The following is a 15,583-nucleotide window of genomic DNA, read 5'->3' on the forward strand; positions in this document are numbered from 1 at the left end:
GCTGCCCGGGGCCCGCACCGGGGACCGCGCCACCCGGCCGGCCCTTAAGCCTCCGCCGTACACACGAAGATCGCCGTCCCCGGGATCAGATGCCCGCGCTGCGGGGACCAGCCGCCCCACTCCTGGGTGTTCCAGTCCGGCCATTCCGGTTCGACGAGGTCCTCCAGCCGGAACCCGGCGGCCACCACGTCCCGGACCCGGTCACCCAGCGTCCGGTGGTGCTCGACATACACGGCCCGGCCGGACTCGTCCTGCTCCACATACGGCGTGCGGTCGAAATAGGAGGCCGATACCGACAGCCCCTCGGGCCCCGGCTCGTCGGGGAAGGCCCACCGGAGGGGGTGGGAGACGGAAAAGGCGAACCGGCCCCCCGGGCGCAGCACCCGGCGCACCTCCCGCAGCACCCGCACCGGATCCGCGACGAACGGCAGTGCCCCATAGGCGGAGCAGGCGAGATCGAAGCTGTGGTCGCGGAACGGCAGCGCCCCGGCGTCGGCCTCCACCAGCTCGGTGGGATCGTCCGCGATCCCGCCGGTGATCCGCAGCGCGTGCTGCAGCTGCCGGTGGGAGAGGTCCAGCGCGACCGGGAGCGCGCCCTGCGCCGCCAGCCAGCGGGAACACTGTGCCGCGCCGGCCCCGATCTCCAGGATCCGCCGCCCCTTCAGCTCGGCGGCCGGCCCGAGCAGCGCGGCCTCCGCCTCGTCCAGCCCCTCGGGGCCCCAGATGAACCGGTCGTCCCCCAGGAACGCACCGTGCTCGCTCTGGTACTCGTCCGCGTTCCGGTCCCACCACCCACGGCTGGCCCGGCTGCTTTCGGTGTCCGAGGTGTCACGGCGGGTCGCCTCGGGTTCGTGGTCTTGGTTCATCGCGCCCGTCGTCGTAGTCTTTGCTCTGCTTGAAGCTGCAGGGACTGTGAGGCCGTTCGACCTCGCGGAACATCGCGTGTGCCGGTTATGGGGCGTTCTGCCCCGGGTGTGCGCGTTCGCGCATTGACCGGGTCCGGCTGCCCCCGTATGCTACAAGTTGCGCTGCGGGCTTGCGCGCCTCAGACGGAGCAGGCCGCGCTCGCATCTGTATGTATGTCCCCTCGGTTTTGAGGCGATCTCGGATCGCTCCGGGTGCTCCGGCATCTGTGGGCTTCCGGCGAATACGTCTTTGACACTGTCCGGCTTATGCAGAGGCGATACGGGCTCTCGGCGTAGCAGTACCTACGACTTCAATGTCCGCACCGGAGCCTTTACCCACATGACGAGCAGCACCGAGACCACCGCCACCACCCCGCAGGTTGCGGTCAACGACATCGGTAACGAGGAAGCCTTCCTCGCCGCGATCGACGAGACGATCAAGTACTTCAACGACGGCGACATCGTCGACGGCGTCATCGTGAAGGTCGACCGGGACGAGGTCCTGCTCGACATTGGTTACAAGACCGAAGGCGTCATCCCGAGCCGCGAGCTCTCGATCAAGCACGACGTCGACCCCAACGAGGTCGTCGCCGTCGGAGACGAGATCGAGGCCCTGGTCCTCCAGAAGGAGGACAAGGAAGGCCGCCTGATCCTCTCGAAGAAGCGCGCCCAGTACGAGCGCGCCTGGGGCACCATCGAGAAGATCAAGGAAGAGGACGGCATCGTCACCGGTACCGTCATCGAGGTCGTCAAGGGTGGTCTCATCCTCGACATCGGCCTCCGTGGCTTCCTGCCGGCCTCCCTGGTCGAGATGCGCCGCGTCCGCGACCTGCAGCCCTACGTGGGCAAGGAGCTCGAGGCCAAGATCATCGAGCTGGACAAGAACCGCAACAACGTGGTCCTGTCCCGCCGTGCCTGGCTGGAGCAGACCCAGAGCGAGGTCCGCCAGACCTTCCTCACCACCCTCCAGAAGGGTCAGGTGCGCTCCGGCGTCGTCTCCTCCATCGTCAACTTCGGTGCCTTCGTGGACCTGGGCGGCGTCGACGGTCTCGTCCACGTCTCCGAGCTGTCCTGGAAGCACATCGACCACCCGTCCGAGGTCGTCGAGGTCGGCCAGGAGGTCACGGTCGAGGTCCTGGACGTCGACATGGACCGCGAGCGCGTGTCCCTGTCGCTCAAGGCGACCCAGGAAGACCCGTGGCAGCAGTTCGCCCGGACCCACCAGATCGGTCAGGTCGTCCCGGGTAAGGTCACCAAGCTCGTTCCCTTCGGTGCGTTCGTGCGCGTCGACGAGGGCATCGAGGGCCTGGTCCACATCTCCGAGCTGGCCGAGCGCCACGTGGAGATCCCGGAGCAGGTCGTCCAGGTCAACGACGAGATCTTCGTCAAGGTCATCGACATCGACCTCGAGCGCCGTCGCATCAGCCTCTCGCTGAAGCAGGCCAACGAGTCCTTCGGTGCCGACCCGTCGGCGGTCGAGTTCGACCCGACCCTGTACGGCATGGCCGCGTCCTACGACGACCAGGGCAACTACATCTACCCCGAGGGCTTCGACCCGGAGACCAACGACTGGCTCGAGGGCTACGAGGCCCAGCGCGAGGCGTGGGAGAACCAGTACGCCGAGGCGCAGCAGCGCTTCGAGCAGCACCAGGCTCAGGTCATCAAGTCCCGCGAGGCCGACGAGCAGGCTGCGGCCGAGGGTGCTGCGGCGCCGGCGGCGCAGGGTGGCGGCCAGGCCGGCGGCGGCAACGCCGGTGGCGGCGGCGGCTCCTACTCCTCGGAGTCGGCGGACAACTCCGGCGCCCTGGCGTCGGACGAGGCCCTCGCCGCGCTCCGCGAGAAGCTGGCCGGCGGCCAGAGCTGAGCTCTCGCCGATAGGCACTAGCCGATAGACGAAGGCCCGTTCCCCCTCGGGGGAGCGGGCCTTCGCCGTGTGCGGGGAGGGAGAGCGGCGGGGGCGTCGGACGGCCGGCGGGTGCCGGGGATTCCGGTGCCTCGGGGACGCGGCCCGCGTGCCCGGATCGGCGGCGGTGCGGGGGCTGTGCGGCCGGGCTGCCTCGTGTCGCCCCGGCTTCGTGGCGGTGAGGGCGTTCGGGGGCTGTGCGGCCGCTGGAGTGCGTCACAGGATGGGGGCGGGGAAGCGGCGGGGGAAGCGGCCGGGGGGAGGAACGTGACTTCTTGGTAGGGGATTTCGGAGGTCGTGGCCGCTGGCTGTGGGGAGGGGCGGCGGGGCAGATCCAGGGGGCGCCTGTTGCGGGCGGAAGGCTCTGGGGGGCGTCGGTCTGCGGTGTCCGGGGGCGCGGCAGGGCCGTCGAGGTGTGTGAGGCCGGATGCGGCCGGTTTTGGACGGGCGGGGTGGGGCTCGGTGTGTGGGACCGGTGCGGTGGGGGACTGGCTCTGGTGTGGGGCTGGGCGGTGTGCACGGGACGGCGGGTCATCTCCGTTGCCGGGAATGACTGCGCCGGGCCGTGTGTTGGCGCTCATGAGAACGAGGAGGAGCAGTCACTGTGTTGGATCCCCAGGGTTTGTACGAATGGGAGCCGAGCGGGCTCGCGGAGGTGGAGGCGCTGGCCTCCAGGGACTCCGCCGGACTGGTGCTGCTGTACCACTTCGACGGGTACATCGACGCCGGCGAGACCGGCGACCAGATCGTGGAACGGCTGCTGGACGGCCTGCCGAACGAGGTCGTCGCCCGCTTCGACCACGACCGCCTCGTCGACTACCGCGCCCGCCGCCCGCTGCTCACCTTCGAGCGCAGCCGCTGGACCGCCTACGAGACCCCGAACATCGAGCTGAGGCTCGTACGGGACACCACAGACGCGCCGTTCCTGCTGCTGTCCGGCCCCGAGCCGGACGTCGAGTGGGAGCGCTTCGCGGGCGCCGTGAAGGAGATCGTGGAGCGGCTCGGCGTGCGCCTCTCCGTGAACTTCCACGGCATCCCCATGGGCGTCCCGCACACCCGCCCCGTGGGCATCACCCCGCACGGCAACCGCACCGATCTGATGCCCGGACACGGCGGCTTCTTCGATGAGGCGCAGGTGCCCGGCAGCGCGGAGGCACTGATCGAATTCCGGCTGGCGGAAGCGGGACATGACGTCCTGGGGGTGGCGGCGCATGTGCCGCACTACATCGCCCGGTCCGCTTACCCGGACGCGGCGCTGACCGCTCTGGAGGCCGTGACGGCCGCGACCGGCCTGGTGCTGCCGGGTGCCGCGCATGCGCTGCGCACGGAGGCGCTGCGGACGCAGGAGGAGATCGAGCGGCAGATCTCGGAGGGCGACGAGGAGCTGGTCGCCCTGGTCAGCGGGCTGGAGCATCAGTACGACGCGGTGGCCGGGGCGGAGAGCCGGGGCAATCTGGTGGCCGAGCCGGTGGAACTGCCGTCGGCCGACGAGATCGGCAGGGAATTCGAGCGCTTCCTGGCGGAGCGCGAGGGGGACGGCGGCGCGGGCGGATCTTGAGCCGGCCGGAGTCTCCTGCCGTCCGTGCGCAGCGTATAGCGTGGGCCCATGGTGAAGGTGGGGCTGACCGGCGGAATCGGTGCGGGCAAGAGTGAGGTTTCGCGATTGCTGGCGTCGTACGGCGCGGTGATTGTGGATGCGGACAAGATCGCACGTGAGGTCGTCGAGCCGGGTACGCCCGGACTGGCCGCAGTGGTCGAGGAGTTCGGCGACGAGGTCCTCGCGCCGAACGGCACACTGGACCGGCCGAAGCTGGGCGGGATCGTGTTCTCCGACCCGGAGAAGCTCAAGGCGCTGAACGCGATCGTGCATCCGCTGGTCGGGGCACGGTCGGCCGAACTCGAAGCATCGGCAGGCCCGGACGCGGTGGTGGTGCACGATGTTCCGCTGCTGACGGAGAACGGGCTGGCACCGCTGTACGACCTGGTGGTGGTCGTCGACGCCGCACCACAGACCCAGCTGGACCGCTTGGTACGGCTGCGCGGTATGGCGGAGGACGAGGCGAAGTCCCGGATGGCGGCCCAGGCGACCCGCGAACAGCGGCTGGCGGTCGCGGATCTGGTCATCGACAACGACGGCCCGCTGGAGGCGCTGGAACCCCAGGTCCGTGCAGTATGGGAGCGCCTGCGGACCGCCTGAGGCCGGACGGTACCCTCGCCGCCATGACTGCTGCTTCCGGCCTTGACGCCAAGACACCTGACATCGAGCCCGACCTCACGGCGGAGCCCGGCTCCGGCGCCGCCGCCGAGTCCCCCTCCGCCGGGGACCCGGCGCCGGCATCGTTCGTGGTCAACATCCCCGGCATCGCGGACGACGACCTGGAGCCCGACCCTCTGGACCCCTCCCAGATCGTCTCCGGCGAGCCGGTGGTGACGGGCAAGGTGCTGTGGGAGGCCCCCGACGGCCGGCAGATCCGGGGAATCTGGCAGATCACGCCGGGTGTGGTGACGGACACCGAGGCCAATGAGCTGTTCGTGGTCGTCAGCGGACGCGCCACCATCGAGGTCGAAGGCGGCCCGGTGCTGGAGGTCGGCCCCGGCGACGCCTGCGTCCTGCGCGAGGGCGACCGCACGCGGTGGACCGTGCACGAGACGCTGCGCAAGGCGTACCACATCAGCCTGTAACGGCCAGGGGCAAGGCGGCAGTATGTGGTGGGGGCGGAGGGTGCGTTGGCAGGGGTGGGGCGCTCTGCGGGGGCCCTCAGCTGGGGGTGGGCTGGGGCTGGGGCGGCTGGTGAGTTGGGTTGGCTGGGGTGGGGCTGGAGGCTGGGGCTGGGGGAGAGGTGGCCTGGCTCTGGGGCCCTCCCCTCCCCTCCCACCCCGCCGCCTCCTCCGCTTCCGGCCCGCCCCCGTCCCGCCGCCACCTCCTCCGTTACCGCCACCTCCTCGACCGCGCCATCCCTCCGTCTGTTTCGTGTCCCTCGTCGTTCCTCTCCCGGCACGTGTGAGTGCCTCGTGCGGGGGCGCCGGTATGGCCGGTTGAGGCCGTGCCGACGGGGGAATGCCGGGACCGATGGGATTGTTGTGCCGCAGGCAACGCCGTACGGTCCGCAGCGGATGGATGTCCCGACGGCGACCGAGAGGAGCAGGCCGTGCCCGAGAGCAGCCCCGAGACGCATGTCATCGACTTCCGTGCCGCGGAGCAGCTGTTGGCGGCCCGCGACCCGCGTGGTGCGATCCGGCTGCTGGATTCGGTCATCACCGCGCACCCCGAGAACACCGCGGCCCGGCTGTTGCGCGCCCGTGCCTTCTTTCTCACCGCTCAACTGCGTCCTGCGGAACTTGAGTTCCAGATCGTGCTGGAACGCGAACCGGACAATGCCTTCGCGCACTTCGCACTCGGCCGCACCTTGGAGCGCGCCGGCCGGTCAGAGGAGGCGCTGCGCCACTTCCGACTGGCCGCGGCTCTCGAGCCGCGCCCGGAGTTCGTCGAAGCCGCCCGCTTCGCACGCGACACCGGCGACGACGAACCCGGCCCCGGCCACTCGAACCGCGATCCGGAATAGCCGCGCCGAGGCCGTTTCGCGTGAACGTCCCATCCCCTCAGCGTGCGTTGTGCACGCCACCGGGAGCATGACGCCATGTGTTGGGTAGCCAGGGCCCGTGCCGCCTTTGCCAGGACGGCCCGCATTCAGGCGCGCATCCCCACGCCCAGGGAATCGGTGACCGGCAGTCCCGATTCCGCCGCACGCCGCGTCCCTGCCGGGAGGCTGCACGTTGCCCCTGCCGGGAGCCCGCACGCCGTCTCCTTGCCGGGGCGCGACCGGCCAACCACGGCGTGAGCGTGGGTACCCAGGTGACCGCGACCGCGCCCGCGCCGGGAGAGCCGATCGTGGGCACTGCCCACCCTCCAGCCCCCACTCCACCCGCGCGCTCGGTCCGTCGTCGGATGCGGGAGGCGTTGCGCGATACCGGCACCGCCGCGCCGCAGCGCCTACGGCCTGGTGTCCCGTCTCCGGCGCGTGCCGTTGCGTATGCCGAACGCGTTGTTCCGGCCTCGGTCAGGGGGGTATGGCGGTATGTCCTTGCCCGGCTGGTAGTGCGGTCCCTGGCGGATGTGGCGGATCACCATGGCCAGGTCCGTGGCCGCCACCATCGCCAGTGCGGCACACGCGGCGCCCCATTCCGGCCTGCCGGCGTTGACGAAGGCCACGGCTCCGGCGATCGCCCACAGCATCCCCCACAGCGCCAGCCCACAGCGTATTTTCAGCGGGCTGCGTGCCTGAAGGGGCTCATTTCCTGTACGCATCGGAACCCATCTCCTCCCTCCAGGATCCTCCCGATCGATGAGCCAGTCACCCGTCCCTGGTGCCTCTTTCCACACCTTTGACCTCTTCTTCCTCGGACTTCTGCGCGGTGGGGCGTGGGTCGCCGGCGGGGTGGCTGTTGATCCACGAGAGCCCGCCGATGTCGAGCAGTGAGCGGGCGCGGGTCACGGCGACGTAGGCCAAGCGCGCCTCGTCGATGTCGACCGGGCCGGGGACCGGGGACCCGTCCTCGTCACGCGCGTCGAGATCATCGGGGCAGGTGAAATCGTCCGCGATGCGCACGCACGCCCACTCCCGGCCCTTGGCCCGATGGGCTGTGGACACCGTCACCTCCGCGGAGTCCTCGGGGGAGAGCCGGTTCAGAGCGCACAGCAAGGCCTCCGTGCCGTGCTCGTCGACGAACTCCACCAGGGGCAGCAGATCCCGTCCGGCCGGGTCGAATTCCGCGTACTCGCGCAGTTCGCCCCAGGTCTCGAAGAGCAGAAGTTCGGGGTGGGCCGTGCGGCGCCCGCACTTGAGGTCGTGTACGGCGCGGGCAAGGGCGCTGAGTGCCTCGCCGCCGCCTGCCAGCGCGACCCGGCGGCCCCCGGCCAGCTGCCGTATCACCTCCACCATCGCTCCCACATTGGTCCGGCACAGGATCGCGTCCGGCGCACGGGCCGTGCCCAGCACCGTCTTAAGGCCGGGCGAGCCTGTGAGCCGGATCGGTGCGCCGATGATCGTGAGCCAGCGATTGGCCTCGGCCGCGAGCGGCGGCCCGAAGCGGAACGAGCGGGAGAGGCTGAGCTGTCTGCCGTCGAATCCGGTCATGACGTCGCGTGCGCCGCGCCAGCCGTAGATGGCCTGGGCGGAGTCCCCGACCAGCACCAGCTGAGCGTGGTCGCGCTGGGCCGTGAAGACCTGCTCGACCACCGGGTTGGTGTCCTGTGCCTCGTCGAGGAGCAGGAAGTCCGCAGGGATGACGGGTTCGCGCAGCGCCCACATCTTGAGGTAGTGGTCGTGCTCGAAGCGGACCACGCCGTGATCGGGGTGCTGCAGGTCGGCCCAGGCCTTGCGCGCGTAGGGAGGGTGAGCTCGGCGAGCTGCGCGTGCAGCGGCTCGGATTCGGCTCCGCGCAGGGGCGGGACATGGTGCGGCGCGATCGCCTTGTCGGCCGACTGGCAGAAGCGGGTGACGGTGCGCAGAACCGTGTGGGAGAGCGACCTGTTGGTGACCTTGCGTGCTCCGAGGCGTACGGACATCTCTTCGGCGATGCCCAGGGCTGCGCCCGTGCGCCATCCTGCTCGGCGCGGGGCGTTCATCCGCGCCTGGTAGTCCCTGCCCACGGAGGTGTAGGCGAGGGCATGGGCGGTCCCGCAGGCCACCCCGGCGGGGAAGGCCCGGGCGGCGTGGCGCGCGACGGCTCTGTTGAAGGCGATGTACCGGCCCCGTCGGCCCAGCCGCCGCGCGGTGCGGGCGAGCAGGGCGAGGGTCGTCGTCTTGCCGGTCCCGGCGCCGGCCTGGATCACGAGATGCGCGCCGGTCGGAAAGGCCTCCGTCGCGACGGTTTGTTCGGGCGTGGGGGTGTGCATGAGTGCTCCTCACCGATACTGGCCGAGTGGTCACTGAGAGTGATGATGTCGCTCACCGTAGCGGATTTCGCGGAGCGGGCGAGGAGATCTTCGCGGGCTGTGGATAACTCCGGCCGGTGCACGAAAGGCGCAGGTGGGAGCCGTTGTCAGTGCTGTCTGCTTCCATCGGACTCAGGCAGCGGCGGTCGCACGATCGTCGGCAGGCCGGGAATCAGCACGGCAGCGGCCGTGGGACGGCCGGCGGAAGCAGGCGGTGCACTCGCTCACTCCGCAAGGCGTCGGGAGCGTGCGGCGGCGGGAGTGAGGGCGAGGGCCGGGTGGGGATGGGGCCGGTGATGCATGGCCCGGAGCCGTCGGAGGGCGGGGCAGACGCGGGAGAGGGGCGCAGGAGACACAGTGGGGACGACCGTAGACTCGCAGGTCGGGGGCGTAGGAGCAGGGCGGGCGCGGCAGGTTCGGAGGGTGCTGCGACCGGGGCGGAACGACCGAGCGGTAAGGGATGGCATGGCGAGGCGGTGGGAGGAGACGGCAGCAGGGGAGGCCCGGCCGTCGGACGGCCGGACCACGGTCGTGCCCGGGGGTGCGAGGGAGGGCAGCGGGACCGGCGGTGCCGCTCTGGCCGGCTGCGCTGCGGTCTTCCTGCCCGCCCAGCCGCCACGCGCCGGAAAGATCGCTTTCTGGCGCCCTGATGGTGGCCCGCTCCCGGATCTCGCCGCCGGGGGAGGTGCAGAAGCGGTGTCGGACGAGGCCGGGGCCGCCGAGCCCGGGCGGCTGACCGTCGCCCGACGCCATGGAAACGGCGCCCGCAGCCGAACGGTCCCGGCCGTCCTGCTCCCGCCGGCCGCGGCCGTCCCCCTCCTGGTCCGCGCCCGGCACGACCCGACGGCTCACCCGGCCGCCGCCAGCTGGGGCGCGGCCACCCTGCATGCGCTGCACCTCGCCGCCCGCGGCAGACTGCTGCCCGGACTGACCCTCCAGGACACCGACGCCTGGCGCGCCGGCCCGCTCGACCCCGAGGACATCGCGCACCTCCGGGCCATCGCCGCCGCCATGCCCGCCGACGCCTACGCCGTGCCGATCCCCGGCAGCCGCCCCCTTCAGGTGCCCGACCCCGCGGCCCTGGTACGGCTCTATGTGGACGCGGTCGTCGATGCACTGCCCCGTACCCCGGCCGCAGGGATGGTGGCCGGTGCCCCGTTCGCCGCGAGCGCACCCCAACACCTCCCCGGCGCCCGGGAATGGGCCGCCGAGGTCGCGGCCGGGGTCGACGCCGGCGTACGGCTCTCCCTGCGTCTCGACCTCGCCCCGCACAAGCTCTTCGACAGGGCGGAGGAGAGCGGGGCGGGCGGTGCCGAAGAGCGCAGCGCGGCGGCCGCCGTCCTCCAGGTGCACAGCCTCACCGACCCCACCCTGGTCGCCGACGCCCGGAACCTGTGGGAAGGCGAAGGCCCCGACCACTTCGGGCCGCGCTCCCGTGTCGACACCCTCCTCGCCCTGCGCCGCGCCGCCCGCATCTGGGCCCCGCTCAGCCGTCTCCTGGAGCGGCCCGTCCCCGACGTACTGCCGCTCGGCGAGGACGAGTTGTACGAGCTGCTGGGGGAGGCCGCGCCACGCCTGGGCGCCGCCGGAGTGGCCGTCCACTGGCCCAAGGAACTCGCCCGCGGCCTGACCGCGTCGGCCGTGCTGCGCCCGGCTCCCGGCTCGGCCGCGGACGGCTTCGGCTTCTTCGACACCCGGGAACTGCTGCACTTCCGCTGGCAGATGGCGATGGACGGGGTGCCGCTGACCGAGGCGGAAATGGACGCCCTCGCCGAGGCGCACCGCCCCGTCGTCCGGCTGCGTGACCAGTGGGTCCTGGTCGACCCCGGGCTCGTCCGCAAGGCCCGCAAACGCGAACTGGGCTATCTGGAGCCGGCCGACGCCCTCGCCGCGACGCTCAACGGCACCACCGAGGTGGACGGCGAGGAGGTCGAGGTGGTGCCCCAGGGCGCCCTCGCCGCGCTGCGCGGCCGCCTCACCACGGAGGCCCGCCCCCTGCCCCAGCCGCCCGGACTGCGGGCCACCCTCCGTGACTACCAACTACGGGGCATGGCCTGGCTCGACACCATGACCACCCTCGGCCTCGGCGGATGTCTCGCCGACGACATGGGCCTGGGCAAGACCATCACCGTCATCGCGCTCCATCTGCACCGGCGGCCGAGCGCACCGGTCCTCGTCGTCTGCCCGGCCTCCCTGCTGGGCAACTGGCAGCGCGAGATCGAGCGCTTCGCCCCCGGCACGCCCGTACGCCGCTTCCACGGCGCCGGACGCAGCCTCGACGGCCTGGACGGCGGCTTTGTGCTGACGACCTACGGGACGATGCGCAGCAGCGCCACCCAACTGGCCGGGCGGTCATGGGCCTGGGTCGTCGCCGATGAGGCCCAGCACGTGAAGAACCCGCGCTCCTCGACGGCCAAGGCGCTGCGCAGCATCAAAGCCCCCGCCCGGATCGCCCTCACCGGCACGCCCGTGGAGAACAACCTCTCCGAGCTGTGGTCCCTCCTCGACTGGACGACCCCCGGGCTCCTCGGGCCCCTCAAGACGTTCCGCGCACTGCACGCCCGTGAGGTCGAGGGCGGTGAGGACCCGGCGGCGGCCGAGCGGCTGGCCAGGCTGGTGCGTCCGTTCATCCTGCGCCGTAAGAAGTCCGACCCGGGGATCGCGCCCGAACTGCCGCCCAAGACCGAGACGGACCACCCGGTGGCACTGGGGCGCGAACAGGCCGCGCTCTATCAGGCCGTCGTCCGCGAGACCCTCACCCGGATCGAGACCGCCGAGGGCATGGCCCGCCGCGGCCTGGTCATGAAGCTGCTCACCGCCCTCAAGCAGATCTGCAACCACCCCGCGCAGTACCTCAAGGAGGCCGCTCCCGGTCTCGCCGCCCGCTCCGGGAAGCTCGAACTCCTCGACGAACTCCTGGACACCATCCTCGCCGAGGGCGGCGCCACCTTGATCTTCACCCAGTACGTGGGCATGGCGCGGCTGCTCGAACGGCACCTGGCCGCCCGCGGCATCCCGGCGCAACTCCTGCACGGCGGCACCCCCGTCGCCGAACGGGAGAAGATGGTCGACCGTTTCCAGTCGGGGCACGCCCCGGTCTTCCTGCTGTCCCTGAAGGCGGCGGGCACCGGCCTGAATCTGACCCGCGCGGGACATGTGATCCACTACGACCGCTGGTGGAACCCGGCGGTGGAGGAGCAGGCCACCGACCGCGCCTACCGCATCGGCCAGACCCAGCCCGTCCAGGTCCACCGCCTGATCGCCGAGGGCACGGTCGAGGACAAAATCGCCCAACTCCTCAGCGCCAAACGGGCGCTCGCCGACGCGGTGCTCTCCGGCGGCGAGACCGCGCTCACCGAGCTCTCCGATGCCGAACTGGCCGACCTCGTCTCCCTCAGGAGGCCCGGATGAACCCTCACCGCACCTCCGGGCGCGCCGCCGCCGCGGACCGGCTGGCCCGCGCGGACCGCTCCCGTACCTTCCCGCCCCTGCCGGCCCGGACCGGTGCCCGGGGGCTGTTCGCCGAATCCTGGTGGGGCAGCGCCTGGTTGGACGCGTTGGAGACCACCGCCCTGGACAGCGCCCGGCTCGCCCGCGGCCGGACCTACGCCCGCGACGGCCATGTCGACACCATCAACGTCACCCCGGGCCGCATCGTCGCCACCGTACGCGGCAGCAGACCCCGGCCCTACAGCGCCGACATCCGTCTCCGGATCCTCAACGACCAGGAGTGGGACGCCCTCCTGGACACCATCGCCGCGGACCCCGACCAGCTGACCGCCCTGCTGGCCAAGAAGCTGCCCCGGGCGCTGGCCGACGGGGAGACGCGCCTCCTCCCCGGGCCGGGCGACCTCGTCCCCCGATGCTCGTGCCCCGACCACGGCAGACCCTGCAAGCACGCCGCCGCACTCTGCTTCCAGGTCGCCCGGCTCCTGGACGCGGACCCGTTCGTCCTGCTGCTGATGCGCGGCCGCGGCGAACGCGAACTCCTCGACGGCCTCTCCCGCCGCAACGCCGCCCTCACCGCCCACGAAGCCCGCGCCCACCCCGTCGCCGCCGCCCTCCCGCCACAGCCCGGCAAGCGGCCCGAGGCCCGTGAGGCGACGCCAACTGCCGCCTCCGGCACAGCCGCTGAGGCGGCCCCCGGCGAGCGTGCGGCACCGGGGATGTCCACCACGGACGGTGTCCTGGCCAGGGTGGCGCTCGCCGACCGCCCCCGCCCGCCGCTCCCGCCACCGCTGCCGGCGCCCCCACAGCCCGGTCGCCCGCCGGCCCTGCCGGACGGCGACGGCCTGCCCTTCGACCCCGCCGCCCTCGAATTCCTGGCAGCCGACGCCGCCGCCCGCGCCTACGCCTGCGTGTCCGCCGCCGGTTCCCCGGGCCTTGGCGCCGGGCGCCCGGCCGTCCACAGCCCGTTCCCGTCACTGCCTCCATGGGAGGACGCCATCCGTCTGACGGCCACCGCTCACCCCACCGCCGGCCTGACCTCCACCACCCGGGCCCTCTACCGCGACCTCGCCGCGGCGACCGGCCGTACGACCACGGACGTGGCCCGCTCCGTCGCCGCCTGGCGGCAGGGCGGACCCGAAGGTCTCGCCCTCCTCGACACCACCTGGAACCCCCCGGCCGGTGACTTCGACCGGGCCCGCAGCGCCCTTCTCGCCGCGGACCTCCCGTCCCTGCGCCCGCGCCACAACCACCTCACCGACCCGGACCGCGGGATCCAGCTCCGCTTCGGCCGCGACCACCGCTGGTATCCGTACGAATCCGAGCCCGGCACCGAGGACTGGTGGCCCACCGGCCCGGCCGACCCCGACCCCGTGGGCGCCCTCACCGCCCTGCTCGCGCGATGACTAACCTCAACGCCGTGGAAGGTCTCGACGCACTCACCCGGTCCCTCGCCCAGCGCACCCCCGAACAGCTCGCCGCACTGCTCACCCGCCATGCCGAGCCGCTCGCCCGCCGGCCCGCCCCCACCGAACTGCGCGGCCTGGCAAGCGCCTTGTGGTCCTACGAAACCCTCCACCAACTGGTGCTGCACCTCGACCACCCCCGGCTCCAGGTGCTCACCGTCACCGCCCGCATCAGCCAGGAGCGCGCCCGGCGTGCCGCCCCCGGCCCCGCCGCCCCCGCCCCGGGCGCCGACTACCAGTCCCTGATGGCGCACCGGCTGTCCTTCGCCCACCTGGCCACCGAACCCGTCCCGCCCGAGGACGTCTTCGCCGCCCTCGGCGCCACCTCACCCGGCCGCACCCGCACCGCCGCCGCCACCGCCCTGAGCGGCCTCTACGACGACGGACTTGCCGCGCCCACGGAGGACGGTGCGATCGTCGTCCCGCCGCGCACCCCGCAGCTCCTGGCCGCCCACGACCCCGGCCCGTTCCTCGCCGACGCCCCACGGCCCACCCCGGACGGCCCCGCCGCCCCCGTGACGCCCGCCGTATCCGTGCCGCCGACCTCGGTGCACGACGAATCCCGGGCCGCCGCGGCAACCCTCGCCGCCACCCTGGACCGCCTGCTGGCCTCCCTGGCGACGCAGCCCGCCGCGCTGCGCAAGTCGGGCGGGCTGGCCGTACGCGAGATCAAACGGCTGGCGAAGGCGGCCGGCGCCACCGAACCGCACACCCGCCTCCTCCTCGACCTGGCGCTCGCCGCCGACCTGGTCGCGCTGACCCGCACCCCGTCCGGCATCACCGCGGCCCCCACCGGCGCTTACGACGACTGGCTCGGCCGCCCGCCCGGCGCCCGCCTCGCCCCCGTTCTGGCCGTCTGGTCAGGGCTGTGGGACATCCCCACCCACACCCCGTTCGGAGAGACCCCGACCGCACTGGTCCGCGGCCACGACCGGCACGCGCCCGCCCTCCGGCACGCCCTCCTCGCCGCCCTGGCCACCGTCCCCTCCGGCGCAGGAGCCCCCCTCCCGCCACTGCCGTTCACCGAACCCCCGGAGCAGGAGACCGGCAGCCACACCCCCTGGACGGAGCTCCTCCGGGCAGCGGACTGGCACCGCCCCCTCGCCGTCACCCACCAGCCGAGTGCCGGGGAACGCGCCGCCCACACCCTCCACGAAGCCGCCTACCTGGGCCTGACCGCCCACGGCACCCTCACCCCGCTCGGCCGCGCGCTGCTCGCCGACCCGCAGTCGCTGGACCGGCCGCTCGCCGATCTGCTGCCGCCGCTCCTCGAACAGGCCCATTTCCAGGCCGATCTGACGGCTGTCGTACCCGGCCGCCCCGCCGCCGCGCTCGCCGCACTGCTCGCCGCTGCGGCCGACCGCGAATCCGAAGGCCACGCCGTGACCTGGCGTTTCACCCCCCACTCCGTACGCCGCGCACTGGACACCGGCCACACCGCCGACACCCTCCTGGAAGACCTCACCCGCGCCTCGGCGACCGGCACCCTGCCGCAGCCGCTCGGCTACCTCATCCGGGATGCCGCCCGCGCCCACGGCCGGATGCGTGTCCTGCCCGCCGCCTGCTGTATCCGCTCCGACGACGCAGCGCTCGTCGAGGAACTCGCCGCCCACCGCGCACTGCACGACCTCGGGCTGCGCGCCATCGCCCCGACCGTCCTGGTCAGCGCCCGGCCGCCGGCCGCCACCCTGGACGCGCTGCGCGCCGCCGGCTACGCACCGACCCTGGAATCCGACACCGGCACCACGACCGTCGAACGCCTCCCCACCCACCGCGCCACGGCACCCGCCCCCACCCGCGACCACCGGGCGCCGCTCGCCCTCGCCCACCGCCTCCTGGGGGTTCCGGCACCGCCCCGAGAGGCCACCAGGACCGGCGAGGCGTGACCCGTTGACAGCGGGGAACGCCCACGTACACGGAGAGGCCG

The 15,583-nt window shown here is 72.6% G+C and carries 10 protein-coding genes and 1 pseudogene; 8 read left to right on the forward strand and 3 right to left on the reverse strand.

What is annotated here, in order from left to right:
* Positions 1-44 precede the first annotated feature (44 nt).
* The gene (locus AB0C46_RS26050; RefSeq protein ID WP_362830668.1) at positions 45-866 is read right to left on the reverse strand and encodes a class I SAM-dependent methyltransferase; all 822 of its coding nucleotides are present in this window, start codon (positions 864-866) and stop codon (positions 45-47) included.
* Positions 867-1,245: 379 nt separating this feature from the next.
* Here AB0C46_RS26050 and rpsA point away from each other — a divergent pair, with 379 nt between their 5' ends.
* The 5 genes from rpsA to AB0C46_RS26075 all read left to right on the forward strand — a co-directional run bounded on the left by rpsA (position 1,246) and on the right by AB0C46_RS26075 (position 6,371).
* On the forward strand, positions 1,246-2,769 hold the full coding sequence (gene rpsA, locus AB0C46_RS26055) for a 30S ribosomal protein S1 (protein WP_362830670.1): 1,524 nt from the start codon (positions 1,246-1,248) through the stop codon (positions 2,767-2,769).
* A 643-nt stretch (positions 2,770-3,412) separates the two neighbouring features.
* Positions 3,413-4,366, forward strand: a complete 954-nt coding sequence (locus AB0C46_RS26060) for a PAC2 family protein (protein WP_362830672.1) — start codon at positions 3,413-3,415, stop codon at positions 4,364-4,366.
* Between the two features lie 48 nt (positions 4,367-4,414).
* Positions 4,415-5,005: a dephospho-CoA kinase gene (gene coaE / locus AB0C46_RS26065; RefSeq protein ID WP_362830674.1), complete on the forward strand. Its 591-nt coding sequence runs from the start codon at positions 4,415-4,417 to the stop codon at positions 5,003-5,005.
* A 23-nt stretch (positions 5,006-5,028) separates the two neighbouring features.
* Positions 5,029-5,490, forward strand: a complete 462-nt coding sequence (locus AB0C46_RS26070) for a cupin domain-containing protein (protein WP_362830676.1) — start codon at positions 5,029-5,031, stop codon at positions 5,488-5,490.
* A 467-nt stretch (positions 5,491-5,957) separates the two neighbouring features.
* Positions 5,958-6,371 carry a tetratricopeptide repeat protein gene (locus AB0C46_RS26075; protein ID WP_362830678.1) on the forward strand — a complete coding sequence of 138 codons (414 nt, stop codon included), beginning with the start codon at positions 5,958-5,960 and terminating at the stop codon, positions 6,369-6,371.
* 428 nt (positions 6,372-6,799) lie between these two features.
* Here AB0C46_RS26075 and AB0C46_RS26080 read toward each other — a convergent pair whose 3' ends face one another.
* Together AB0C46_RS26080 and AB0C46_RS26085 are read right to left on the reverse strand one after the other, a co-directional pair.
* Positions 6,800-7,114, reverse strand: coding sequence for a DUF6343 family protein (locus tag AB0C46_RS26080; RefSeq protein ID WP_362830679.1), 315 nt, complete (start codon positions 7,112-7,114; stop codon positions 6,800-6,802).
* A 46-nt stretch (positions 7,115-7,160) separates the two neighbouring features.
* Positions 7,161-8,704, reverse strand: a pseudogene (locus AB0C46_RS26085) (UvrD-helicase domain-containing protein).
* Between the two features lie 504 nt (positions 8,705-9,208).
* Here AB0C46_RS26085 and AB0C46_RS26090 point away from each other — a divergent pair.
* Genes AB0C46_RS26090 through AB0C46_RS26100 form a run of 3 tightly spaced genes read left to right on the forward strand, consistent with a single transcriptional unit; the run spans position 9,209 to position 15,542 of the window.
* Positions 9,209-12,154, forward strand: a complete 2,946-nt coding sequence (locus tag AB0C46_RS26090; RefSeq protein ID WP_362830681.1) for a DEAD/DEAH box helicase — start codon at positions 9,209-9,211, stop codon at positions 12,152-12,154.
* Positions 12,151-13,596, forward strand: a complete 1,446-nt coding sequence (locus AB0C46_RS26095) for an SWIM zinc finger family protein (protein WP_362830682.1) — start codon at positions 12,151-12,153, stop codon at positions 13,594-13,596. Before AB0C46_RS26090 ends, AB0C46_RS26095 begins: the two co-directional genes overlap by 4 nt.
* A complete protein-coding gene (locus AB0C46_RS26100) occupies positions 13,593-15,542 on the forward strand; it encodes a helicase-associated domain-containing protein (RefSeq protein ID WP_362830683.1) in 1,950 nt (649 codons plus the stop codon). Before AB0C46_RS26095 ends, AB0C46_RS26100 begins: the two co-directional genes overlap by 4 nt.
* Positions 15,543-15,583: the final 41 nt, after the last annotated feature.

Origin of the sequence: Streptomyces sp. NPDC048637 (assembly GCF_040650675.1) — a bacterium.
In the GTDB taxonomy this organism is placed as follows: domain Bacteria; phylum Actinomycetota; class Actinomycetes; order Streptomycetales; family Streptomycetaceae; genus Streptomyces.